This window comes from Aeromonas sp. RU39B (assembly GCF_900156095.1).
Classification (GTDB): domain Bacteria; phylum Pseudomonadota; class Gammaproteobacteria; order Enterobacterales; family Aeromonadaceae; genus Aeromonas.
The window spans coordinates 100,908-122,298 of sequence record NZ_FTMJ01000006.1 but is presented as its reverse complement, the minus strand read 5'-3'; the positions used below and the strand labels follow the sequence as shown (position 1 = coordinate 122,298).

The following is a 21,391-nucleotide window of genomic DNA, read 5'->3' as shown; positions in this document are numbered from 1 at the left end:
AAAGGGGAAGAAACCCGAGAATCAGTGGGCTTGGCGACCGGTATCGATGGAGGCGGTCAGCGCCTGCACAAACTTCTCGGCGATAGCCTGGCGCTGGGCCGGGGCCAGTTGCCCATTGATGATGTTGGTGGTCAGGTTACCCAGCACCATAAGGCTGAGATCCACCGGCGCCTTGTGCTGTTCCAGCACGGTGATGAGGTCGTTCATCAGGGCGTCAAACTGCTCGTTTTTGTACTTTGATACGATGGGCATAATCTTGGATTCATCTTAATTCAAAGCGTCTTATAATACTCCACCCTCTTGGCTAACACTATGGCTTTGTGACATGAGTCTCGATATCGACAAGATCATCCTCCACTCCCTGCGGCAGGATGCAGAAGGCAAGCCCCAGGCGGATACACGTAATCAACTGCTGGCCCACGATGAGGCTGTGCAGGGGCTGATGGCGGAGATCCATCGTCTTTACAACGGCAAGGGCGGCAAGGGATTTGGCTATTTCGCCGAGGCGGGCGACGAGGGGGAATCCCCGCTCAACCCGCGTTTTCGTGAGGCGCTGAACGCCCTTCGCCAAGGCGAGCTGGAGTTTGTTCCCTTCTCGGTCGAGCTGGCTGGCCAGCTGGCCGAGACCCTGCAGCGCCATGAGCTTGACGAACAAGGGGTATTGTTGGTCACTCGCTACCGGTATATCGGTGCCGATTACCTGCTGTTGGCCCTGCTGGATAGCAAAGAGAGCGTCACGGTCAGCGATACGCTGGAGCTGCGCCACATCCAGTATCTCGATATCGGCAAGATGAATCTGGTGGCCCGGGTTGATTTGACGGAATGGCAAACCCAACCGGAGTCACGCCGTTATGTCACCTTCAGCAAGGGACGGGTCGGCCGTAAATTGGGTGATCTCTTTATCGATCTGTTTGGTATTCGTGAAGGGATGGATCCCAAGCTGCAAAACAAAGGATTACTGCTGGCGGTCGAGGATTATTGCGAAAGCCGGGAAATGGAGCCCGAGCAGCGCAATGAAATCAAGAAGCAGGTATTTAAATATTGCACCGAGCAAGCCAGTGCTGGTGAAGAAATAGAGGTTAAAGAGCTCTCGGCAGAATTACCTGGCTCCAGTGATCTCGATTTTTATAGCTTCGTGGGCGATGAATATCAGCTGGAAGAGCGCTTTCCGGCCGATCGCAGTACCCTGCGTGGATTGACCAAATTTGTCGGCTCGGGCGGTGGCTTGACGCTGAGCTTTGATCAGAAATTATTGGGGAGTCGTATCCACTATGATCCCGATACCGACACCCTCACCATCAAGGGTGTGCCGCCCAATCTGAAAGACCAGCTGCTGCGCCACCATTAAGTCACAGTGAGCCTGATCACGAATTCGACAAAAGCCCCTGCGTGGGGCTTTTTTCATAGGCATGAACCGTGGCTGGAAATTCATCAGGTGCTTTTAGTAACAAAAAAGCCATGAAAAGCGAGGTGAAAGGGTTTTCATTCCCTTGAAAACCTTTTCTTTCTGGTAATTAAATTACGGTTTCGTGCTTGGCTTTCTTTGTTTTAATCATTAAATGTTACACTCATCACGCTAATTGTAATTTATTGAAAATGTTTTCACTGGATGGTGGAAAAAAGTACGTAATTGCATTTCAAAAAATGCGATATATGTCATGTGCGCCCAATAGCCCATCGGATACTATGAGCCCCGCACACACATGTTTCATGGCTCCTTACTGAGGGGGCCGAAATAAACGACAAGGAAAGGCTCATGAAAAAGAAATTGCTGTCATCCCTGATTGCGCTGGCCACCCTGGGTGTTGCCTGTTCTGCTTCTGCTGCCATTGAAGAAGGTCAGCTGACCATCTGGATCAACGGTGACAAGGGTTATAACGGTCTGGCCGAAATCGGTAAGAAATTTGAGGCCGAAACCGGCGTTAAAGTGACCGTGGCGCACCCGGATCAAGTGGAAGTGAAATTCCAGCAGGCTGCCTCTACCGGTAATGGTCCGGATATTTTCTTCTGGGCACACGACCGTTTCGGTGAGTGGGTCAAATCTGGCCTGTTAGTTCCGGTCACCCCGAGCGATGCAGAAAAAGCCAAGTTTGAGAGCTTTGCCTGGGATGCGATGACAGTCGATGGCAAGGTCTACGGCTATCCGGTTGCCGTGGAAGCGGTGAGCCTGATTTATAACAAGGATCTGCTGCCTGAGCCGCCGAAGACCTTCGAAGAGATCGCCAAGATTGACGAAGGCCTCAAGAAAAATGGCAAGCGCGCCATCATGTGGGCCTATGACACCCCCTATTTCAGCTATCCGCTGGTCGCAGCTAACGGTGGCTACGCCTTCAAGAAGACCGCTACCGGTTATGACGTGAAGGATACCGGTGTGGCCAATGCCGGCGCCAAGGCGGGCGTGAAGTATATCGCTGACATGATCAAGGGCGGTCACCTGGAGAAGGGCATCGATTACGGTGTGATGGATGCCAAGTTCAACAAGGGTGAAGTGGCCATGATGATCAACGGCCCCTGGGCTTGGAGCAACCTTGACAAGAGCGGCCTGAAGTATGGCGTGGCTCCGCTGCCGACCCTCAGCGGCAAGCCGGCCAAGGCCTTTGTCGGTGTCCTGGGGGCAACCATCAACGCGGCCAGCCCGAACAAGGATCTGGCCATCGAGTTCCTCGAAAACTACCTGCTGACCGATGCTGGTCTGGCGCCGATGAACGCCGACAAGCCGCTGGGCGCAGTGGCGCTCAAGAGCTTCCAGAAGACGCTCGAGTCTGACGTTCGCATCAAGGCCACCATGGCGAACGCCCAAGCGGGTGAGCCGATGCCGTCGGTACCGGAAATGAGCCGCTTCTGGTCCTCTTTCGAGACCGCTCTGAAGAACGTGACCTCCGGTCGCCAGGGTGTGGATGAAGCGCTCGATACCGCTGCCAAGCGTATCGTGCAGTAATCCCCCCTTTGCGGGAGGCTATCGGCCTCCCGCTCTTACTACCCTCTCTTGGTGTTACAAAGGTTTTTTGGCATGGAAGTTGTTCCCTCTCTCGAATCCTATGCCGGGGCAAAGAAAGACAAGTATGTCTGGCTGAAGTGGACCGTAGCGGCGCTGATCGCCGTGCTCAACGGCTATGCTGCGGTCATGATGTATGCCAGTGGCGAGTGGGTGTTTGCCCTGCTCGATCTGGTGGTGGTCTGTGTGGGTCTGTATGTCTTCATGAACAAGAAGACCTACGCCCATCGCTACATCTTCCCCGGTGTGGCCGGTATGGTGGTGTTCATCCTGTTTCCGCTGGCTTATACAATCGGCATCGCATTTACCAACTACTCGGGCGCTAACCTGCTGTCGCTGGATCAGGCCCGCGAGTTTCATCTTAAAAAGCATTTTCAGGTTCAGGGCGGCGAATACGCCTTTACCCTGGCCAAGGCCGATAATGGCCAGTTCCGTCTGGTATTGACTCAAGGTGCGCAAGCGTTCGTCAGCCATCCGCTGGAGCTGCTTGATAACAAGCGCTTCGATGAAGAGGTGCGTCTGGGAGCCATCAAGGCGGGCGCAAGCGAGGTGGTGCTGCAGCCGCAAGCTGCCGGTGAGGTGGTCGACGCCGCGCCGATCCGCGATATCGTCAATCGTCGCAGCGCCCTGTCACGCCTGGAAGTGGTGTTGCCGGGAGATCTTCGTCTGACCATGAGCAGCCTGCGCAAGTTTGCCGCGCAAAAGCCGCTCTATGCGCGTCTGCCAGATGGTGCGGTGCTGCAATCGGGCGTGGTGATCAAAGACAGCAATCTGCTGCGTGATAACCAGAGCGGTCAATTGATGCGTCCCAATACCGAGACCGGCTTCTATCAATACATCGATGAGCAGGGCCAGTTTGTTGGCAAGAGTGTGGCGCCGGGCTTTGTGGTCAACGTCGGTTGGAAGAACTTTGTGCGGGTCATCACCGATCCGGGCATCCAGGCGCCGTTTGTGCAGATTTTTATCTGGACCGTTATCTTCTCGACCTGCTCGGTGGCGTTTACCCTGGCCATCGGTATGGTGCTGGCCTGCCTGGTGCAGTGGGAGTCGCTCAAGGGGCGTGGGTTCTACCGGGTCATGCTGATCCTGCCCTACGCCATCCCGGCCTTTATCTCGATTCTGGTCTTCAAGGGGCTGTTTAACCAAAACTTCGGGGAGATCAACATGTTCCTCGAGGCGGCGTTTGGCATCAAGCCGGACTGGTACACCAATCCGTTCCTCGCCAAGGTGATGATCCTGATCGTCAATACCTGGCTCGGCTACCCCTATATGATGATTCTGTGCATGGGTCTGCTCAAGGCGATCCCCGAGGATCTCTATGAGGCTTCGGCCATGGACGGTGCCGGTCCCTTGCAGAACTTCTTCAAGATCACCGTACCGCTGTTGATGAAGCCGCTGACCCCGCTGTTGATCGCGTCGTTTGCCTTCAACTTCAATAACTTCGTGCTGATCCAGCTACTCACCAACGGGGCGCCCGACATCATCGGCGCCAGCACCCCAGCCGGGACCACGGACCTCTTGGTGAGCTACACCTACCGCATCGCCTTCCAGGGCACCGGTGGGCAGGATTACGGTCTGGCCAGCGCCATCGCGACTGCCATCTTCCTGATTGTCGGTGCCCTGGCACTGCTCAATCTGAAGCTGACCAAAGCGGACAAGTTCTAAGGAGAGATCATGGCTATCGTTCAACCCAAGTCGGTGAAGTATCGGGTCTGGGCTACCCACGCGCTGATGTGGGGCTTTCTTGCCCTGATCATCTTCCCGCTCGTCATGGTTATCGCCATTTCGTTTCGAAACGGCAACTTCGCGGTCGGTGAGATCATTCCGAGCAACCCGACGCTGGACCACTGGCGTCTGGCACTTGGCATGTCGGTCACCAATGCCGATGGCAGCGTGACACCGCCGCCGTTCCCGGTGCTGACCTGGCTGTGGAACTCCATCAAGGTGGCGGGGCTGACGGCGCTGCTGATCGTGGTGCTCTCTACCACCTGTGCTTACGCCTTTGCCCGTCTGCGTTTTCGTGGCAAGGCCACCATTCTCAAGGGCATGCTGGTATTCCAGATGTTCCCGGCCGTGCTGGCGCTGGTGGCTATTTATGCCCTGTTTAACAAGATTGGTGACTACATCCCCTGGCTGGGACTTAACACCCATGGCGGCCTGATCCTGGCTTACATGGGGGGGATTGCGCTTCACGTGTGGACCATCAAGGGCTACTTCGAGACCATCGACTCGTCGCTGGAAGAAGCTGCGGCCATTGATGGCGCCACGCCGTGGCAGGCGTTTCGCCTGATACTGCTGCCGTTGTCGGTGCCGATCCTGGCGGTGGTGTTCATCCTGGCGTTTATCAGCTCGATTACCGAAGTGCCGATGGCCTCCATTTTGCTGTCGGATGTGAATAGCCTGACGCTGGCGGTCGGCGCCCAGCAGTACCTCTATCCGCAGAACTACCTGTGGGGTGATTTTGCCGCAGCCGCTGTGCTCTCCGGTTTCCCCATCACAGTGGTGTTCCTGCTGGCCCAGCGCTGGCTGGTCGGCGGTCTGACGGCCGGTGGCGTCAAGGGCTGATCTGATGTGATAACCCGGCGGGAAGCTGCCCGCCGGCAAGCAACAACGAATTGTAAGCGGAGCCTGTCATGGCAGAAGTAGTACTTAAAAGCGTTCGCAAAAATTACGACCCGGCTGTCCACAAGGACACCCTGCGCAATATCAATCTGGCCATCAAGGAAGGGGAGTTCATCGTCTTCGTCGGTCCGTCCGGTTGTGGTAAATCCACCCTACTGCGGATGATTGCCGGTCTGGAAGATATCACCAGCGGTGAGCTTAGCATCGGCGGTCGCATCATGAACGAGGTGCCGCCGGTCGAGCGCAACGTAGGCATGGTGTTCCAGTCTTATGCGCTCTATCCGCACATGAACATCTACGAGAACATGGCCTTTGGTCTGAAGCTCAAGAAGATGGACAAGGAGACCATTCACAAGCGGGTGATGCGCGCTGCCGAGATCCTCGGTCTGGAGCCGCTGCTCGAGCGCAAGCCCAAGGCGCTCTCCGGCGGTCAGCGCCAGCGGGTCGCTATCGGTCGCTCTATCGTGCAGCAGCCCCAGGTGTTCCTGTTTGACGAGCCGCTCTCCAACCTCGATGCGGCCCTGCGGGTCAAGATGCGCATCGAGATTGCCAAGCTGCACAAGGAGCTCAACTCCACCATCATCTACGTCACCCACGATCAGGTGGAGGCGATGACGCTGGCCAATCGTATTGTGGTGCTCAGCCCGCTCAAGGGCGGGGCCGAGAGCAACCTGGAGCAATTTGGCACTCCGCTTGAGCTCTACCACAACCCGGACAACAAGTTCGTGGCCGGCTTTATCGGCTCGCCCAAGATGAACTTCCTCTCGGGCGTGCTCACCGAAATTGGCGAGCAAGAGTGCGTGGTGACCTTAAGCGGTGGCGAGCGGGTTCGGGCCTGCGTTGATGCTCGCAGTGGCAAGATTGGCGATGCCGTTGAGCTGGGTATTCGCCCCGAGCATCTGGTCCCGGTCGATCACCCTCATGCGCACAGCCTTGTCAGTGGCACGGTGCAAGTGGCCGAGCACCTGGGGGCTGAGTCGTTTGTCTACATGGATGTGGACGGCCATGACTTCACCGTCAAGGCCAATGCGGATGTCGAGGTAGAGACCGGTCAAGCCTTCAAGGTCGGTATTCCGACCCAGGCCTGCTACCTGTTTGATGACAAGGAGCAAGCGTTCCCGCGCACGGCTCGTTACGTGCGCACCTGATCCCGCTTCCGGCGCCGGGCCGGGAGCGGATATCCAATGCCGTTATGTTTGTTTTACTTGCCGGCCTGCGGGCCGGCTTTTTTGTATCTGCTATTTGAGTAGCTCGGCACACACATCCGGCACGAAATGCTGGTTACTGATGGGCGGGCGTTCATACCCTTCCTTGTTGATGGGGGGGAGTTTGACCTTGTCGTATTTGATCTCCTGATAGGGGATCTGGGCCAGCAGGTGAGTTATGCAGTTGATACGGGCGCGCCGCTTGTCATCGGCCTCCACCACATGCCACGGACTGTCCTGGGTGTCGGTATAGGTGAACATGTCATCTTTGGCTTTGGAGTATTCGGCCCAGCGGGTGCGTGATTGCAAGTCCATGGGGCTGAACTTCCAACGTTTGATCGGGGTGTTGATGCGCTCTTTAAAGCGTTTCTCCTGCTCCTCGTCCGAGACCGAGAACCAGTATTTGATCAGGATAATGCCAGCGCGTAGCAGCATCCGCTCGAACTCGGGGCAGGCGCGCAGAAACTCGCGGTACTCGTCATCGCTGCAAAATCCCATCACCCGCTCAACGCCGGCGCGGTTATACCAAGAGCGGTCAAACAGCACCATCTCTCCGGCAGCAGGCAGATGGGCGGCGTAGCGCTGGAAATACCACTGGGTGCGTTCCCTATCAGAGGGGGCGGGCAGCGCGACGACCCGGCAGACCCGCGGGTTGAGCGGCGCGGTCAGCGCCTTGATAACGCCGCCTTTGCCCGCTGCATCGCGGCCTTCAAACAGCACCACCACCTTGAGCCCTTCCTGCTTGACCCACTCTTGCAACTTCACCAGCTCTTCGTGCAGGGTTTCCAGTTTCTTTTCGTAACTCTTTTTATCGACACACTTCTCTTTCTGCTTGGCCATGACCGTTCTCCTTGGAGGGCACCCCCAGAGCATGCCTCAAGAGAGGCCATGGCAGCCAGTGCGGCTGTGGTAGACTGCGACCGCAAATGGTGATGCAGGGTGTGTAATGAAACAGTTTATCGAGCTTGAAGGACGCCGGCTGGCCTATCTGGATGAGGGTAACGGACCGGTGATTGTGTTTGGTCACAGCTATCTGTGGGACAGCGCTATGTGGGCGCCGCAGGTCAATGCGCTCAAGGAGCACTATCGCTGCATCGTGCCCGAGTTATGGGGCCACGGTGATTCCGACGCACTGCCGGCGGGGCATTTGACGCTGGAAACGCTGGCGCGTCAGCATCTGGCTCTGCTCGATACCCTTGGTATCGACCAATTTGTGCTAGTGGGCCTCTCCATTGGCGGCATGTGGGGCATTGAGCTCTCGCAGCTGGCTGGCTCGCGCCTCAAGGGGCTGGTATTGATGGATACCTTTGTCGGGCTGGAGCCGCAGATCACCTGCGAGCGCTATTTAGGGATGCTCGGCGCTATTGAAGCGGCGCGGCAGGTGCCAGACGCGATCGCCAGGCAAGTTGCGCCGCTGTTTTTCCGCCAGCAACCCGATGAGGCGATGTTAAGCGCCTTCATCGAACGCTTGACCCATTGGCCGGCCGAGAAGATCGACGCGCTGGTGGCGGTGGGGCGCAGCTTTGTGACCCGGGCCGACCGCATGGAGTGGCTGGAAACCCTGACCTGTCCGGCGCAGGTCATCACCGGTTGTGAGGATCGGGCAAGGCCGGTGCTGGAAGGCTATCTGATGGCCGATACACTCGGCATCGCCCTGATAGAGATAGCGGGAGCCGGCCATATCTCGACCCTCGAGCAGCCAGAGCGGGTCAACGCGGCGCTCACCGGTTTTTTACGGCAGTGTGGCTGGTAAGCAAACAGGGAGCCATCGGCTCCCTGCTTTTTACATATTCATGCTGGCCGCGCCATCATCGCGCCGTGGCCAGGCGTTGAGTACGGCTTTGACCAGCGTGGCCAGCGGAATGGCAAAGAAGACGCCCCAAAATCCCCACAGCCCGCCAAAAAACAGGACGGCGACGATGATTGCGACCGGATGCAGGTTGACCGCCTCCGAGAACAAGATGGGCACCAACAGGTTGCCATCGAGCCCCTGAATAACCAGATAGAGCACCATCAGCCAGGCAAACTCCGGGGTCACGCCCCACTGGAACAGGGCCACCATAGTGACCGGGACGGTCACCACCACGGCCCCGATGTAGGGGATCAGGACCGAAAAGCCGACCGCCACAGCCAGCAGCACGGCGTAGTGCAGCCCCAGAATCGCAAAGGGGATGTAGGTGGCTACACCGACCACCACAATCTCCATCACCTTGCCACGGATGTAGTTGATGATCTGGGCATTCATCTCTACCCACACCTGCTTGACCAGCGCCCGGTTGCGCGGCAGAAAGCGCTGCAGGGTTCTGAGCAGCTCTTTTTTATCCTTGAGCATGAAGAAGATCAGTAGCGGTACCAAAATCAGATAAATAAGCAGGGTGACGATGCTGACCAGCGAGCTGAGCGAGGCGGCCACCAGGGTTTCGCCGAGCGCCAGAATACGCTGGCGAATGGTGTCGATGATGCTCTCTACCAGCGTGATATCGATAAGGTCCGGGTATTTTTCCGGCAGGGTGCGCACAAAGTCCTGGGCGTGGGAGAGCATGTTGGGTGCCTCCTTGGCCAGATTGATCCCCTGCACCACCAGGGTTGGCATCAGACCAAACAGCAGCATCCCCATACAGGCGATAAACAGCAGCACGATCAGCGTGGTGGAAAGGGTGCGCGATAACCCCAGTTGTTGCAGGCGATGTACCGGCCACTCCAGCAAGTAGGAGAGCACCAGCGCCACCAGGAAGGGGCCGACCAGTCCACCGAACATCCACAGCAGGGCGAAGACAAACACCAGCAGCATGAAGAGGGTGACCGCGTCGGGGTCGGAGAAGCGGGATTTATACCAGCGCCGGATGACATCAAACATGCAGCTTTGTTTCCTTCTGGCACAGACGAACCCACAGCAGCAGATGCTCGGGCGAGGCAGTGTGCACCACACAGTGATGACCCTGACGGGTCAGGTAGCGGGGAACATCATGACGGGAGCCCGGATCATCGAGCAGCAGCATCGTTTCAGCGTTTGGTGGCGCCTGTTGCAGCCATAATTTGACCCGGATAAGGGGCTCGGGGCAGCGTAATCCCCGAAGATCCAGTTCGTTCATCCCATTCCCCTGTAACTGGCGGTTATTATCGCGTCTAAGTGGATGATAAACAACGCTTGAGAGGCTCATGTGGCAAGGGTATGCTGCCGGGGCCCATCGCAAGGAGAGAAAGATCGTGGCCAGATTCAAACACGCCGTTGCCAGCCTTCCCCTGTTGTTGGCGGCTCTGTGTGGCACCGCCATGCCGGTGGCGGCCAATAACCAGTTACCCGATATCGGGACAGCCGGTGTCATGGCTCTGCCTATCGAGCAGGAGGTGCGCTACGGTGACGCCTTCATGCGCTTCGCCCGTGCTGGGCTGCCGATCATCGACGACCCTGTGCTCAACCAGTACCTTGATGACCTCGGTCAGCGGCTGGTGAGCAATGCCGATAGTGTCCGCTTTCCGTTTACCTTTTTCCTGATCAATGACACCAGCATCAACGCGGCGGCGTTTCTCGGCGGGCGAGTTAAGGTGCACACCGGCCTGTTCCTCTATGCCGACAGTGAAAGTGAGCTCGCCTCTGTACTGGCTCACGAAATCTCTCACGTGACTCAGCGCCACATCGCCCGTTATATGGAAGCGCAGGCCAGCACCTCGGCCATGACGCTGGCCGGGCTGGTGGGCTCGATTGCGCTGGCGGTCATCAACCCCACCGCTGGCGTTGCCGCGCTGAACACGACGCTTGGCGTGTCGATGCAATCGGCCATCAACTATACCCGTGACAACGAGTACGAAGCTGACCGTATCGGTATGAAGACCCTGTTTGACTCTGGGTTTGATCCGATGGCGATGGCTACTTTCTTCCAGAAACTGGCTGCTGAATACCGCTATTCCACCAAGTTGCCCGAGATGCTGCTGACTCACCCGCTGCCGGAGACCCGGATCTCGGAAGCGCGGGCGCGGGCTGCCAACTACCCGGCGCGTCATCTCAAGCCCAGTCTGGATTTCCTGATGGCCAAGGCGCGGATCCAGGTGCGCTATAGCAACGAAAGTCCTGAGGCGATGCTGACCTATTTCGATGCGCGCATTGCCAAGGGCGACTATGGCCTCAAGGACGCCGCCATTTACGGTAAGGCGTTGGCGCTGTTGCAACTCAAGCGTTATGACGACGCCGAGGCTCTGATGAAGGATCTGGTGAGCAGGTATCCGGACGATCTGTTTGTGCTCGATACCCAGACCGACATCGACATGGGCAAGGGGCGTAGTGCCCAGGCGATTAGCCGCCTCAAGCGCTTCCTCGACCGGATGCCGGATAATGAAGTGGTGGTGGTGAACCTGGCCAACGCCTATCTGGAAAGCGGTCAGGCCAATCGCTCTATCGCACTGCTCGACCCGTACTTGCGTCAGCACAACGAGAACAATCTGGCCTGGGACATGCTCTCGGATGCTTATCGTAAACAGGGCAAGCTGACCGAGTTGCACCAAGCGCGTGCCGAGTTGTTAGCCCTGCGTGGTGATTATCAGGCGGCCATGGATGAGCTGATCGTGGGGCGTGGCACCACCAGTGACAAGATGACGCTGGCGCGCATTGAAGCGCGCATTGCCGAAATGGAGCGGGCGCAAAAAGAGCTGGAAACCCTCAAGCGCTAAACGTCAGATGATAAAACGGCCTCCCTCGGGAGGCCGTTTTGCATGGGGAACGGCTAGTTGTTGGCCGATGTGAAGAGCACCCAGGGTTGGGGTTTGGGCAGCGGTTTTTTCATCTCTGCGACCAGTTCTGCCGTCTGCGGCGCTGATAACTCACCGCGCAGGGTGCGAGTCAGTTTGCCGCTGGCATTGAGCAGATAACTGGTGGGCAGCGCATCGGGGCGAGGGAAGGGAAGACGGGCGCGATCACTGGTGCGCAGCAGGGGTAAATCAGGGTCCAGCGTTGCCTGCAGCTTGGCATGTTCACTGCTGCTGAGCGGGTCATAACTCACCAGCAGGACCTGTACCCCCTCCTGGCGCACCATCTGCTGCAACAGCGGTAATTCACGCTGGCACGGCGCGCACCAGGGGGCGTAATAGCTCACCAGCACGGGGCGGCCGTAGAACTGGGTCAGGGCGACCGGGTCACCTGCGGCAGTCTCAAAATCCACCAGTTTGCCGCAGCCGGATAACAGCAAACTCACCACAACTCCCCAACAAAGTCGTTTCATTTCGTTATGTATCTCCTCGTCTTTCCCCTACAATGGCGCCACTGTTTACGCCGTATCGGGAGTTCGCATGAGTCAGGTTCGAATTTATCACAATCCGCGCTGTTCCAAGAGTCGTGAGACGCTGGCTTTGCTGGAAAGTCAGGGGATTGAGCCGGCAGTCACGCTCTATCTGGAGCAGGCACCGAGCGAAGATGAGATCCGCGAACTGCTGGGTCAACTTGGCTTTAACGATCCCCGTCAGCTGATGCGTACCAAAGAGGATCTCTATCGTGAGTTGGGGCTCGCTGCGCAACAGGGCGATGCACTGATCAAGGCCATGGTGGCGCACCCCAAGCTTATCGAGCGACCGATCGTCATCTGTAATGGCCGCGCCCGGCTGGGTCGGCCGCCTGAGCAGGTGCTGGAGATTCTGGATTGACCAGCACGCAGGCCCGTAGGCTGGCGCTGTCTGGCTATCTCGGGCTGCTGGGGTGGGTTGTGCTGTGGCACCTGTGGCTATCACCCCACCCCGAGCTTTTACCCTGGCTGCTGCCGCTGGTTTGGGTGACGCCGTTGCTATTACCTTTGTCAGGCATCTTGCGTGGCCGACCCTACACCCACGCCTGGGCCAACTTCATCTTGATGTTCTATTTTCTGCACTCATTGACCCTGCTGACCACCGATGAAGGGGAGCGGGGATTGGCGCTGGTTGAGCTGATACTCACCACGTTAGCCTTTATCGGGTGCACCTTCTATGCGCGGCTGCGTGGCCGTGAGCTGGGCCTTGGCATCAAAAAAGATCGCGCTCAGTGAAGGCGGCGCCTAGCCGAATGGCTTCCTGACCGGCAAAGGCCATCAACTGCGGATAAAAGCGCAAAAATCCTCTCTCCATCTCACCCCAATCCGATGCGGTGAGTGTTGTCAGTGCCCGGGATAGCGGTTGTGGGCGGCGTAACCGTCGGCCGATACCATCGAGCGCGGCGGCCAGCGCGTGTTTATCGATATAACTTCCCAGCCAGTCTTGCTCTGCCATGCGGCGCAGCGCCAGCGGCATGCCGTGCGCAAGATGATGCGGATGATAGGGCTGGGCCCGCAGTAATGCCCGGTAATGGCGCTCTAGCCACTCTGGCTGGGGATCAGCGCAAAAGTGGGCCCAGTGCAGGCAGAGAAAGTGATCGTAGATAAGGTCGACCAGGATGGGGCCATAGCGCCGCCAGGGTGGCATAAACAGGGCAACTGCGGCCCGGTGTTGTTCATGGCTGTCGGTGAAGCGGTCGATAGCCCGGTGCAGCAAGATGCCAAGGCGCAGGTCAGCATCCAGATCATCTGACAGCGGGCCTTTGACAAAATCGCCGAGCAGATTGCCAAGCGGCGAGGTCATGGAGTGATCGGCCAGATGCAGATGGGCGAGAAAATTCATGGTACAGGCTCGTGCAGGGCGAGTCGGCAGGCTAACCAAGTGACAAAAGAAAGGCAAAAAAAACCCGGTCATGGGACCGGGGGATCAACAAGGAATGGCATTAAAACGCTACTAGTGCAGCGAAGAGATACATATGGGGTGATTGCAAACTTGCAAACATCGGGGCCGGATAACCAGTGCACAGTTGGTCATCCCACCCACAGCAATCTTGCGAGATAGATCATAGTGTGCGCGTGATCACAAATCAATGTATTGTTGTAATTATTTTCTAAAATGAAACACTTTCAATTGATAGGGTTTTTATAACAGCAAAAACGAGTCATTTTGTAATTTAATTACGTAATTTTTAGATCATTGGTCATCAAATGGCTCGCGCTCTTCCATCACTTCCAGCAGATTGATGGCCACGCCGATAAAATCGCTATCGGTGACAATGCCGATCAGACGACCCCGCTCCACCACCGGCAGGCAGCCATATTTGTGACGTTGCAGATAGAGTGCCGCCTCCTTGATGCCGGCGTGAGGATCGACGCAGGCCACATTGCGCGTCATCAACTCGGCCAGCTGTACGTTATCGGTGAACTCCTCTTCCCGCTCCTGACTGCCCAGTACCAACTTTGATTCCCGGGCGGCCAGCACATCGCTTAAGGTGACCAGGCCCAGCAGGTGTTGCTCGTCGTTAACGATGGGGATGTGGCGAATGCGTTCCTGATTCATCAGGTCGATAGCCTGTTTGAGACTGTTGTCCGGGCCCAGCGTAAAGGGCTGTTCGGTCATGATTTCTGACAGGGTGATCATGCGGCCTCCTCGCGCTGCAAGCCTGTAACCTCCACATTACTCGCGGGGGACGAGGAGAATTTGATCAGGGTCAAAACAGTTTGTTAATCATTAATTAACTGACTGAGCTTCACAAAATGGGCAACCAAGAGTTGTCAGGATTGTCGCTGGTTGGCGACCATTTTGGGTTGCCAGTCGCAGAGGGGATAACTAGACTAGCCGCCGATTCCCCGAGGTGTGTGATGCAAGTTTCCGATTTTCATTTTGATCTGCCTGATGAGCTGATCGCCCGTTACCCGACGGCGGTGCGTACTGCCAGCCGTTTGCTGCAACTTGATGGCGAAAGTGGCGCCCTGCACCATGGCCAGTTTGTCGATGTGCTGGGGTTGCTCAATCCCGGCGATCTGCTGGTATTTAACAATACCCGCGTGATTCCGGCCCGCATGTTTGGCCAGAAGGCCAGCGGTGGCAAGCTCGAAGTGCTGGTTGAGCGCATTCTCGATGAGCACAGCGTGCTGGCGCATGTGCGTGCCTCCAAGGCGCCCAAGCCTGGCACTCGCCTCATTATGGATGGCGGGGTTGAAGCCGAGATGCGTGCACGCCACGATGCCCTGTTCGAGATCCACTTCCTCGACCCGCGTCCGGTGTTGACCATTCTCGATGCTATCGGCCATATGCCGCTGCCGCCTTATATCGATCGCCCGGACGAAGATGCTGATAAAGAGCGCTATCAGACGGTCTATAACGCCAAGCCGGGTGCGGTGGCTGCGCCGACGGCCGGCCTGCATTTTGACCAAGCGCTGCTCGAGCAGATCCGCGCCAAAGGGGTGGAGACTGCCTTTGTTACCCTGCACGTCGGGGCAGGTACGTTCCAGCCGGTGCGGGTCGACAAGATTGAAGATCACCACATGCACTCGGAATATGCCGAAGTGTCGCAAGAGGTGGTCGATGCCATTGCTGCCACCCGCGCACGTGGCGGGCGGGTGATTGCCGTTGGGACGACCTCGGTTCGCTCGCTGGAAAGTGCTGCGCGGATGACGCTGGCCAAGGGCCAGCCGCTGGCGCCGTTTTTCAGCGACACCGATATCTTTATCTACCCGGGTTATGAGTTTCAGTTGGTCGATGCCATGATCACCAACTTCCACCTGCCCGAGTCGACCCTGATCATGCTGGTGAGCGCGTTTGCCGGTTATGATCACGTGATGGCGGCCTATAGCGAGGCCGTTGCGCATCACTATCGCTTTTTTAGCTACGGGGACGCCATGTTCGTCACCCGTCGCCGCAACCGCTGAATCGTTCGGCGGCTGTCACACGGGCGCAAGCCCACTCAGTCAGACTGTTTCTCTGACCCGAAGAGGTAATGCATGAAATTTGAACTGAAAACCACTGACGGGCGTGCTCGTCGCGGCCAACTGGTGTTTGAGCGCGGCACCGTACAGACCCCGGCGTTTATGCCGGTGGGCACCTACGGCACCGTCAAGGGGATGACCCCGGAAGAGGTGCGTGAAACCGGCGCCCAGATCCTGCTTGGTAACACCTTCCACCTGTGGCTGCGCCCGGGGCAGGAGGTCATGCGTGCCCACGGTGACCTGCATGATTTTATGAACTGGCATGGCCCAATTCTGACCGACTCCGGTGGTTTCCAGGTATTCAGCCTGGGGGATATCCGCAAGATCACCGAAGAGGGCGTAACTTTCCGTCATCCGATCAACGGCGGCAAGATCTTCCTCTCGCCGGAAAAATCGATGGAGATTCAATACGATCTCGGCTCCGACATCGTGATGATCTTCGACGAGTGCACTCCGTATCCGGCGACGTACGAGGAAGCGCGCAAGTCGATGGAGATGTCTTTGCGCTGGGCCAAGCGTTCACGGGATCGCTTTAATGAGCTCGGCAACAAGAATGCCCTGTTTGGTATCATCCAGGGCTCGGTGTATGAGCCGCTGCGCGATGTTTCTCTCGACGGCCTGCTCGAGATTGGTTTTGACGGCTATGCCGTGGGTGGTCTGGCTGTGGGTGAGCCGAAAGAGGATATGCACCGCATCCTCGAGCACGTCTGTCCGAAGATTCCGGCCGACAAGCCGCGTTATCTGATGGGGGTGGGTAAGCCGGAAGATCTGGTTGAAGGTGTGCGCCGCGGCATCGACATGTTCGACTGCGTGATGCCGACCCGAAATGCCCGAAATGGTCACCTTTTCACCGCTGATGGTGTCATTAAAATCCGTAATGCCAAGCATCGCGAGGACACCAGCCCGTTGGAAGCCGAATGTGATTGTTACACTTGTCAAAACTATAGCCGTAGCTACTTGCATCACCTCGACAAGTGTAATGAAATCCTCGGCGCGCGTCTGAACACCATTCATAACCTGCGTTATTACCAGCGTCTCATGCAAGGTTTGCGGGACGCGATCGAGCAGGGTAAATTAGACGACTTTGTTAGCGAGTTTTACCGTCGGCAAGGGAAGCCTGTTCCTCCCCTGGCTGGAGAGGTCGCCGAGTAACGGCCACTCCACTGTTGTGAACTCATGGAATTATTACTTAGCAAGAGGTTTTTTAAATGAGCATTATCTCCAAGGCTTATGCTGATGCCGGTGCCGTCGCTCCTCAGGGTGGCGGGATTGAAATGATCATCATGCTGGCTGTCTTTGGCCTGATCTTCTATTTCATGATCTACCGTCCGCAAGCCAAGCGTGTGAAGGAGCACAAGAATCTGATGGGCTCCCTCTCCAAGGGTGATGAAGTGCTCACCTCCGGTGGTCTGGTTGGCAAGATTGCCAAGATCACCGAAGGCAACGACTATATCGTGCTGGCACTGAACGAGCAGAATACCGTCACCATTAAGCGTGACTTCATCACTGCTGTTCTGCCCAAGGGCTCTATCCAGTCCCTGTAATCTCCCAAGGAGCACAGCGTGTTAAACCGCTTCCCGCTGTGGAAGAACCTGATGGTGATCATTTTGGTCGCCATCGGTTTTCTTTATGCAGCCCCCAACCTCTATGGTGAAGACCCGGCTCTCCAGGTCTCTGCCAGCCGTGGTGCCGAAGTGCAACTGAGCACGCTGGACCAGGTCAAAGGCATCCTTGATGGTGCCGGTATCCCGGTCAAGCACGCCGCCTTCGAACACGGCCAGATTCTGATCCGCTTCACCAACACCGAACAACAGCTCAAGGCTCGCGATCTAGTGGCCAAGGATCTGGGTGACAACTTTGTCGTTGCCCTAAACTTGGCGCCGTCGACGCCGTCCTGGCTGGAAAGCGTTGGCGCCGCTCCGCTCAAGCTCGGTCTTGACCTGCGTGGCGGTGTGCACTTCCTGATGGAAGTGGACATGGATGAGGCTATCTCCAAACAGCAAGAACAGATGGTGCAGGATTTCCGCTCCGAGCTGCGCAACGAGAAGATCCGCTACGCTGGTGTTAACCGCTCGGGCAACCAGGTGCTGGTCAACTTCCGTGACAGCGACAGCCTCGAGCAGGCCGTCACCCACCTGCGTCGTCTCTATCGCGATCTCACCTTCACCACTGATTCTTCCAACGGTCAGTTCGTACTGCGTGCCGGCATGAGTGAACAGAAGCTCAAGGAAGTGCGTAGCTACGCCCTCGAGCAGAACATCACCATCATCCGTAACCGGGTCAACGAGCTGGGTGTCGCCGAGCCGCTGGTGCAGCAGCAAGGCGCTGAGCGGATCGTGGTCGAACTGCCGGGTATTCAGGATACCGCTCGTGCCAAGGAGATCCTGGGCGCGACGGCGACGCTGGAATTCCACATGGTGGATGAGACGGCTGATGCACAGTCCGGCCGCGCGTCGCCGAGCTCGAAGATCTACACCGACCGCAACGGCCGTCCGGTCGCCCTGCAAAAACGGGTGATCCTGACCGGTGACCACATCGTGGGTGCCCAGTCCGGCTTTGACGAGTACAGCCGTCCGCAGGTGAACATCAAGCTCGACAGCCAGGGTGGTAACAAGATGGCCACCTTTACCAAGGACAACGTTGGTAAGGGGATGGCGACCGTCTTTATCGAGTACAAGCCGGTCGGCGAGCCGGGTCCGGATGGCAAGCGCAAGTTCCGCAAGAATGAAGAGGTGATCAACGTCGCCACCATTCAATCGCGTCTTGGCAGCCAGTTCCGTATCACCGGTATCGACAATGTCAACGAAGCCCACAACCTGGCGCTGCTGCTGCGTGCCGGTGCCCTGATTGCGCCGATCCAGATCGTGGAAGAGCGCACCATCGGCCCGAGCCTCGGTCAGCAGAACATCGACAGCGGTATCCAGGCGATGATCTGGAGTATGGTGGTGATCGTCCTGTTTATGGGCATCTACTACCGTACCTTCGGCTGGGTAGCGAACCTGGCGCTGTCGCTTAATCTGGTGCTGATTGTCGGTGTGATGTCGATGATTCCGGGGGCGACCATGACGTTGCCGGGGATCGCCGGTATCGTGCTTACCCTCGGTATGGCGATCGACGCCAACGTGCTTATCTACGAGCGTATCCGGGAAGAGTTGCGTCATGGCCGCGGCGTGCAGCAAGCCATTCACTTGGGCTTTGACCGTGCGTTTGCCACCATCGCCGACTCCAACGTGACCTCGCTGATTACGGCAGTGATCCTGTTTGGTATCGGTACTGGCCCGATCAAGGGCTTTGCCCTGACTCTGGGTATCGGCCTGACCATCTCCATGTTCACGGCCATCACCGTCTCGCGCGCCATCATTAACTTGGCGTGGGGTGGGCGGCGTATCGACAAGCTGCCTATCTGAGGGGAATAGCAATGTTTCAGATTTTGCATTACGACAAGCCGATCCCCTTTATGAAGTTTGCCAAGGCGGGGATGATCTTCTCCGCCGCTCTGGTGCTGATCTCGCTGGTGTGTATCTTCCAGCGTGGCTTCAACTGGGGTCTGGATTTTACCGGTGGCACCATCATCGAAGTGGGCTTTACCCAATCGGTTGAACTCGACAAGGTGCGCGACACCCTCGAGGGTAACCAGATTGAAGGGGCGACCCTGCAACACTTCGGCTCCAGCCAGGACGTGCTGATCCGCCTGACCCCGAAAGAGGGGGTTAAGGTGGAAGATCAAGGCCGTATGGTGCTGGCTGCTGCCCAGAAGCTCGATGCCGGTACTGTGCTCAAGCGGGTGGAGTTCGTCGGTCCGTCGGTCGGTCAAGAGTTGGCAACGGATGGTGCGCTGGCCATGCTGGCATCAATCATCTGTATCCTGGTCTACGTGGCGTTTCGCTTCGAGTGGCGTCTGGCGCTCGGTGGTATCGCCTCGCTGGTACACGATATCGTCATCACACTAGGTGTCTTCTCCTGGTTCCAGATCGAATTTGATCTGACCGTGGTGGCGGCCCTGATGACGGTGATCGGTTACTCGCTGAACGATACCATCGTGGTGTTCGACCGTTTGCGGGAGAACTTCCGCAAATTGCGTCGTGAAGACACGCCGAGCGTCCTCGATATCTCGATGACCGAGACGCTGAGCCGGACCATCATCACATCCGGTCTGACCTTCGTGGTTGTGGTGGCGCTGTTCTTCAAGGGCGGCCCGCTGATCCACGGCTTCTCGACCGCCATGCTGATCGGGGTTGGTTTTGGTACCTACTCCTCCATCTACGTCGCCAGTGCCCTGGCCATGTATCTGGGCGTCAAGCGTGAACACATGCTGCCGACTCAGGTGGAGAAAGAAGGGGCCGATCAGAAAGATCTGCTGCCCTGATGATTCGGAGCGCCCATCTGGGCGCTCTTCTCTTTTCTGCAACCATCCTGACAGGGAGTCCATCATGCAACATTCACCACGTTTTCTGGCTCTGGTCACCGAGATTCGTCAAGGCGTTAACGAAACCGACGTGCATCAGATCAAGCAGTGGTTAGACCAAGGGCGCCACTTCAATCTGGTTGATGTTCGTGAAGAGAGTGAATGGGCCAGAGGGCATATTCCGGGAGCCGTTTATCTCGGCCGTGGTGTGATTGAGCGGGATATAGAAACGCGTTTCCCCGATCCCGATACTGAGCTTTATCTCTATTGTGGCGGTGGTTTTCGTTCGGTGCTGGCTGCCGACACCTTGCAGAAGATGGGCTACACCAAGGTGGTCAGTGTGGATGGGGGTTACCGTGGCTGGAGTGAGGCTGGTTATCCCATCGAAGCCTGATTTTATTTGCATTGGGCTGAGCCAGCCACATGACAAACCCGAAGCGGCCCTTTACCATAAGCGGGTAAAGCAAATGTGCTGGAGTTTTCGTTGAGCAACTGGAAAGGAATCAGGTACCTTCTGGGTATCCTGTTGGTGCTGCCCATCATGGGATGCAGCAGTACCCGTGAAGTCGACGCCCCCAAGCAGCCTCCCAAGCCGGAACCCACCTCTCTTATTCTGGCTACGCCTTTGCAGGTCTCATACCAGAGCGAGCTGGCCTTGGCTCGTCTTGGTCAGATGCTAAGCGAGATGGAACTGACCAAGGAGCAGCGCGCCGAGCTGTTTTACGAGCGTGCCGTTGTGTTTGATCGGGTAGGCCTGCGCTCTCTGGCGCGCCTTGATTTTACTCGTGCCCTGCGCGAGAAGCCGGATTTTGCCGAAGCGTACAATTTCATCGGTGTCTATCTGGTTCAGCAGCAGAACTACGACGAAGCCTACGAGGCGTTTGACTCGGCGCTTGAGTTGGCGCCCGATTATGATTACGCCTACCTCAACCGTGGCATCGCCCTCTATTACGGCAATCGTCCCGATCTGGCCGCGGCCGATATCAAACGTTTCTTTGAGGCCCAGCCGGAAGATCCCTACCGGGTGCTGTGGCTCTATATCGCCGAGTCCAAACTGGATGGTGGTAAGGCGCTGGTTAACATGCGCCAACGCTTTGACAAGTACCACGACAGCAATTGGAACTGGGATCTGGTGCGCCTCTATCTGGGCGAGCTGACCTCCACCCAGCTGATGGGCAATGTGGTCAAGGGCGTGAAGGAGAACCGCGAGCTGGCCGAACGGCTGTGCGAGACCTACTTCTACCTGGGCAAGCTGGAGCTGATGAAGGGTAACCGTAAGGAAGCCATCGCCTACTTCAAGCTGGCGCTGGCCAATAACGTCTATGACTTTATCGAGCACCGCTACTCGCTACTGGAGCTTGAGATTATGGCGCGCAAACGCCAGGCTGGCGGCGACGCAACAGTAAAAAATCAGGCCTCAATTTGA

At 57.2% G+C, this 21,391-nt stretch carries 23 protein-coding genes; 16 read left to right on the top strand and 7 right to left on the bottom strand.

Annotated elements, in window-relative coordinates:
• Positions 1 to 21 precede the first annotated feature (21 nt).
• On the bottom strand, positions 22 to 252 hold the full coding sequence (locus tag BW958_RS10505) for a YejL family protein (RefSeq protein WP_076575686.1): 231 nt from the start codon (positions 250 to 252) through the stop codon (positions 22 to 24).
• 73 nt (positions 253 to 325) lie between these two features.
• Between BW958_RS10505 and yejK the strand changes: the two genes are divergently transcribed.
• From yejK to BW958_RS10480, 5 genes are all read left to right on the top strand, one after another.
• Positions 326 to 1,348 (top strand): nucleoid-associated protein YejK, encoded by a 1,023-nt coding sequence (gene yejK / locus BW958_RS10500; RefSeq protein ID WP_076575685.1) that lies wholly within the window; start codon positions 326 to 328, stop codon positions 1,346 to 1,348.
• 408 nt (positions 1,349 to 1,756) lie between these two features.
• The gene (gene malE / locus BW958_RS10495; RefSeq protein ID WP_076575684.1) at positions 1,757 to 2,938 is read left to right on the top strand and encodes a maltose/maltodextrin ABC transporter substrate-binding protein MalE; all 1,182 of its coding nucleotides are present in this window, start codon (positions 1,757 to 1,759) and stop codon (positions 2,936 to 2,938) included.
• A gap of 72 nt (positions 2,939 to 3,010) precedes the next feature.
• Entirely contained in the window at positions 3,011 to 4,660 is a 1,650-nt protein-coding gene (malF, locus tag BW958_RS10490; RefSeq protein WP_076575683.1) for a maltose ABC transporter permease MalF, read from the top strand.
• 9 nt (positions 4,661 to 4,669) lie between these two features.
• Positions 4,670 to 5,560 (top strand): maltose ABC transporter permease MalG, encoded by an 891-nt coding sequence (gene malG / locus BW958_RS10485; RefSeq protein ID WP_076575682.1) that lies wholly within the window; start codon positions 4,670 to 4,672, stop codon positions 5,558 to 5,560.
• A 68-nt stretch (positions 5,561 to 5,628) separates the two neighbouring features.
• The gene (locus BW958_RS10480) at positions 5,629 to 6,765 is read left to right on the top strand and encodes an ABC transporter ATP-binding protein (RefSeq protein ID WP_076575681.1); all 1,137 of its coding nucleotides are present in this window, start codon (positions 5,629 to 5,631) and stop codon (positions 6,763 to 6,765) included.
• A 90-nt stretch (positions 6,766 to 6,855) separates the two neighbouring features.
• On the opposite strand, the gene ppk2 is transcribed toward BW958_RS10480, so the two are convergent.
• A complete protein-coding gene (ppk2, locus tag BW958_RS10475; protein ID WP_076575680.1) occupies positions 6,856 to 7,662 on the bottom strand; it encodes a polyphosphate kinase 2 in 807 nt (268 codons plus the stop codon).
• Between the two features lie 106 nt (positions 7,663 to 7,768).
• Here ppk2 and BW958_RS10470 point away from each other — a divergent pair, with 106 nt between their 5' ends.
• Positions 7,769 to 8,575, top strand: a complete 807-nt coding sequence (locus BW958_RS10470; protein ID WP_076575679.1) for an alpha/beta fold hydrolase — start codon at positions 7,769 to 7,771, stop codon at positions 8,573 to 8,575.
• 30 nt (positions 8,576 to 8,605) lie between these two features.
• On the opposite strand, the gene BW958_RS10465 is transcribed toward BW958_RS10470, so the two are convergent.
• Positions 8,606 to 9,679, bottom strand: coding sequence for an AI-2E family transporter (locus BW958_RS10465; RefSeq protein ID WP_076575678.1), 1,074 nt, complete (start codon positions 9,677 to 9,679; stop codon positions 8,606 to 8,608).
• Positions 9,672 to 9,914, bottom strand: a complete 243-nt coding sequence (locus BW958_RS10460) for a sulfurtransferase TusA family protein (protein WP_076575677.1) — start codon at positions 9,912 to 9,914, stop codon at positions 9,672 to 9,674. Before BW958_RS10460 ends, BW958_RS10465 begins: the two co-directional genes overlap by 8 nt.
• A 115-nt stretch (positions 9,915 to 10,029) precedes the next feature.
• On the opposite strand from BW958_RS10460, the gene BW958_RS10455 reads away from it, so the two are divergent.
• Positions 10,030 to 11,487 carry a beta-barrel assembly-enhancing protease gene (locus BW958_RS10455; protein ID WP_076575767.1) on the top strand — a complete coding sequence of 486 codons (1,458 nt, stop codon included), beginning with the start codon at positions 10,030 to 10,032 and terminating at the stop codon, positions 11,485 to 11,487.
• Between the two features lie 53 nt (positions 11,488 to 11,540).
• On the opposite strand, the gene BW958_RS10450 is transcribed toward BW958_RS10455, so the two are convergent.
• On the bottom strand, positions 11,541 to 12,008 hold the full coding sequence (locus BW958_RS10450) for a TlpA family protein disulfide reductase (RefSeq protein WP_256701966.1): 468 nt from the start codon (positions 12,006 to 12,008) through the stop codon (positions 11,541 to 11,543).
• A gap of 94 nt (positions 12,009 to 12,102) precedes the next feature.
• Here BW958_RS10450 and arsC point away from each other — a divergent pair, with 94 nt between their 5' ends.
• Together arsC and BW958_RS10440 are read left to right on the top strand one after the other, a co-directional pair.
• The gene (arsC, locus tag BW958_RS10445) at positions 12,103 to 12,453 is read left to right on the top strand and encodes an arsenate reductase (glutaredoxin) (RefSeq protein WP_076575675.1); all 351 of its coding nucleotides are present in this window, start codon (positions 12,103 to 12,105) and stop codon (positions 12,451 to 12,453) included.
• Positions 12,450 to 12,827, top strand: a complete 378-nt coding sequence (locus BW958_RS10440) for a DUF2069 domain-containing protein (RefSeq protein ID WP_076575674.1) — start codon at positions 12,450 to 12,452, stop codon at positions 12,825 to 12,827. Before arsC ends, BW958_RS10440 begins: the two co-directional genes overlap by 4 nt.
• Here the strand turns inward: BW958_RS10440 and BW958_RS10435 are convergent.
• Both BW958_RS10435 and BW958_RS10430 read right to left on the bottom strand, forming a co-directional pair.
• On the bottom strand, positions 12,805 to 13,434 hold the full coding sequence (locus tag BW958_RS10435; RefSeq protein ID WP_076575673.1) for an acyl carrier protein phosphodiesterase: 630 nt from the start codon (positions 13,432 to 13,434) through the stop codon (positions 12,805 to 12,807). The genes BW958_RS10440 and BW958_RS10435 overlap by 23 nt on opposite strands.
• Before the next feature lie 351 nt (positions 13,435 to 13,785).
• On the bottom strand, positions 13,786 to 14,232 hold the full coding sequence (locus BW958_RS10430) for a CBS domain-containing protein (RefSeq protein WP_076575672.1): 447 nt from the start codon (positions 14,230 to 14,232) through the stop codon (positions 13,786 to 13,788).
• Positions 14,233 to 14,453: 221 nt separating this feature from the next.
• On the opposite strand from BW958_RS10430, the gene queA reads away from it, so the two are divergent.
• From queA to nlpI, 7 genes are all read left to right on the top strand, one after another.
• The gene (gene queA / locus BW958_RS10425; protein WP_076575671.1) at positions 14,454 to 15,503 is read left to right on the top strand and encodes a tRNA preQ1(34) S-adenosylmethionine ribosyltransferase-isomerase QueA; all 1,050 of its coding nucleotides are present in this window, start codon (positions 14,454 to 14,456) and stop codon (positions 15,501 to 15,503) included.
• A 72-nt stretch (positions 15,504 to 15,575) separates the two neighbouring features.
• Positions 15,576 to 16,712 (top strand): tRNA guanosine(34) transglycosylase Tgt, encoded by a 1,137-nt coding sequence (tgt, locus tag BW958_RS10420; protein WP_076575670.1) that lies wholly within the window; start codon positions 15,576 to 15,578, stop codon positions 16,710 to 16,712.
• A 56-nt stretch (positions 16,713 to 16,768) separates the two neighbouring features.
• The gene (gene yajC / locus BW958_RS10415) at positions 16,769 to 17,104 is read left to right on the top strand and encodes a preprotein translocase subunit YajC (protein WP_076575669.1); all 336 of its coding nucleotides are present in this window, start codon (positions 16,769 to 16,771) and stop codon (positions 17,102 to 17,104) included.
• An 18-nt stretch (positions 17,105 to 17,122) separates the two neighbouring features.
• On the top strand, positions 17,123 to 18,967 hold the full coding sequence (secD, locus tag BW958_RS10410) for a protein translocase subunit SecD (protein ID WP_076575668.1): 1,845 nt from the start codon (positions 17,123 to 17,125) through the stop codon (positions 18,965 to 18,967).
• 11 nt (positions 18,968 to 18,978) lie between these two features.
• Entirely contained in the window at positions 18,979 to 19,926 is a 948-nt protein-coding gene (gene secF, locus BW958_RS10405; protein ID WP_076575667.1) for a protein translocase subunit SecF, read from the top strand.
• A 64-nt stretch (positions 19,927 to 19,990) separates the two neighbouring features.
• A complete protein-coding gene (locus BW958_RS10400) occupies positions 19,991 to 20,359 on the top strand; it encodes a rhodanese-like domain-containing protein (RefSeq protein ID WP_076575666.1) in 369 nt (122 codons plus the stop codon).
• Positions 20,360 to 20,449: 90 nt separating this feature from the next.
• The gene (nlpI, locus tag BW958_RS10395) at positions 20,450 to 21,391 is read left to right on the top strand and encodes a lipoprotein NlpI (RefSeq protein ID WP_306169662.1); all 942 of its coding nucleotides are present in this window, start codon (positions 20,450 to 20,452) and stop codon (positions 21,389 to 21,391) included.

Excerpts from the sequence above, each read along its gene's own strand:
- BW958_RS10505 (WP_076575686.1), bottom strand. The coding sequence starts at position 252 with ATGCCCATCGTATCAAAGTACAAAAACGAGCAGTTTGACGCCCTGATG.
- yejK (WP_076575685.1), top strand. The coding sequence starts at position 326 with ATGAGTCTCGATATCGACAAGATCATCCTCCACTCCCTGCGGCAGGAT.
- malE (WP_076575684.1), top strand. The coding sequence starts at position 1,757 with ATGAAAAAGAAATTGCTGTCATCCCTGATTGCGCTGGCCACCCTGGGT.
- malF (WP_076575683.1), top strand. The coding sequence starts at position 3,011 with ATGGAAGTTGTTCCCTCTCTCGAATCCTATGCCGGGGCAAAGAAAGAC.
- malG (WP_076575682.1), top strand. The coding sequence starts at position 4,670 with ATGGCTATCGTTCAACCCAAGTCGGTGAAGTATCGGGTCTGGGCTACC.
- BW958_RS10480 (WP_076575681.1), top strand. The coding sequence starts at position 5,629 with ATGGCAGAAGTAGTACTTAAAAGCGTTCGCAAAAATTACGACCCGGCT.
- ppk2 (WP_076575680.1), bottom strand. The coding sequence starts at position 7,662 with ATGGCCAAGCAGAAAGAGAAGTGTGTCGATAAAAAGAGTTACGAAAAG.
- BW958_RS10470 (WP_076575679.1), top strand. The coding sequence starts at position 7,769 with ATGAAACAGTTTATCGAGCTTGAAGGACGCCGGCTGGCCTATCTGGAT.
- BW958_RS10465 (WP_076575678.1), bottom strand. The coding sequence starts at position 9,679 with ATGTTTGATGTCATCCGGCGCTGGTATAAATCCCGCTTCTCCGACCCC.
- BW958_RS10460 (WP_076575677.1), bottom strand. The coding sequence starts at position 9,914 with ATGAACGAACTGGATCTTCGGGGATTACGCTGCCCCGAGCCCCTTATC.
- arsC (WP_076575675.1), top strand. The coding sequence starts at position 12,103 with ATGAGTCAGGTTCGAATTTATCACAATCCGCGCTGTTCCAAGAGTCGT.
- BW958_RS10435 (WP_076575673.1), bottom strand. The coding sequence starts at position 13,434 with ATGAATTTTCTCGCCCATCTGCATCTGGCCGATCACTCCATGACCTCG.
- BW958_RS10430 (WP_076575672.1), bottom strand. The coding sequence starts at position 14,232 with ATGATCACCCTGTCAGAAATCATGACCGAACAGCCCTTTACGCTGGGC.
- queA (WP_076575671.1), top strand. The coding sequence starts at position 14,454 with ATGCAAGTTTCCGATTTTCATTTTGATCTGCCTGATGAGCTGATCGCC.
- tgt (WP_076575670.1), top strand. The coding sequence starts at position 15,576 with ATGAAATTTGAACTGAAAACCACTGACGGGCGTGCTCGTCGCGGCCAA.
- yajC (WP_076575669.1), top strand. The coding sequence starts at position 16,769 with ATGAGCATTATCTCCAAGGCTTATGCTGATGCCGGTGCCGTCGCTCCT.
- secF (WP_076575667.1), top strand. The coding sequence starts at position 18,979 with ATGTTTCAGATTTTGCATTACGACAAGCCGATCCCCTTTATGAAGTTT.
- BW958_RS10400 (WP_076575666.1), top strand. The coding sequence starts at position 19,991 with ATGCAACATTCACCACGTTTTCTGGCTCTGGTCACCGAGATTCGTCAA.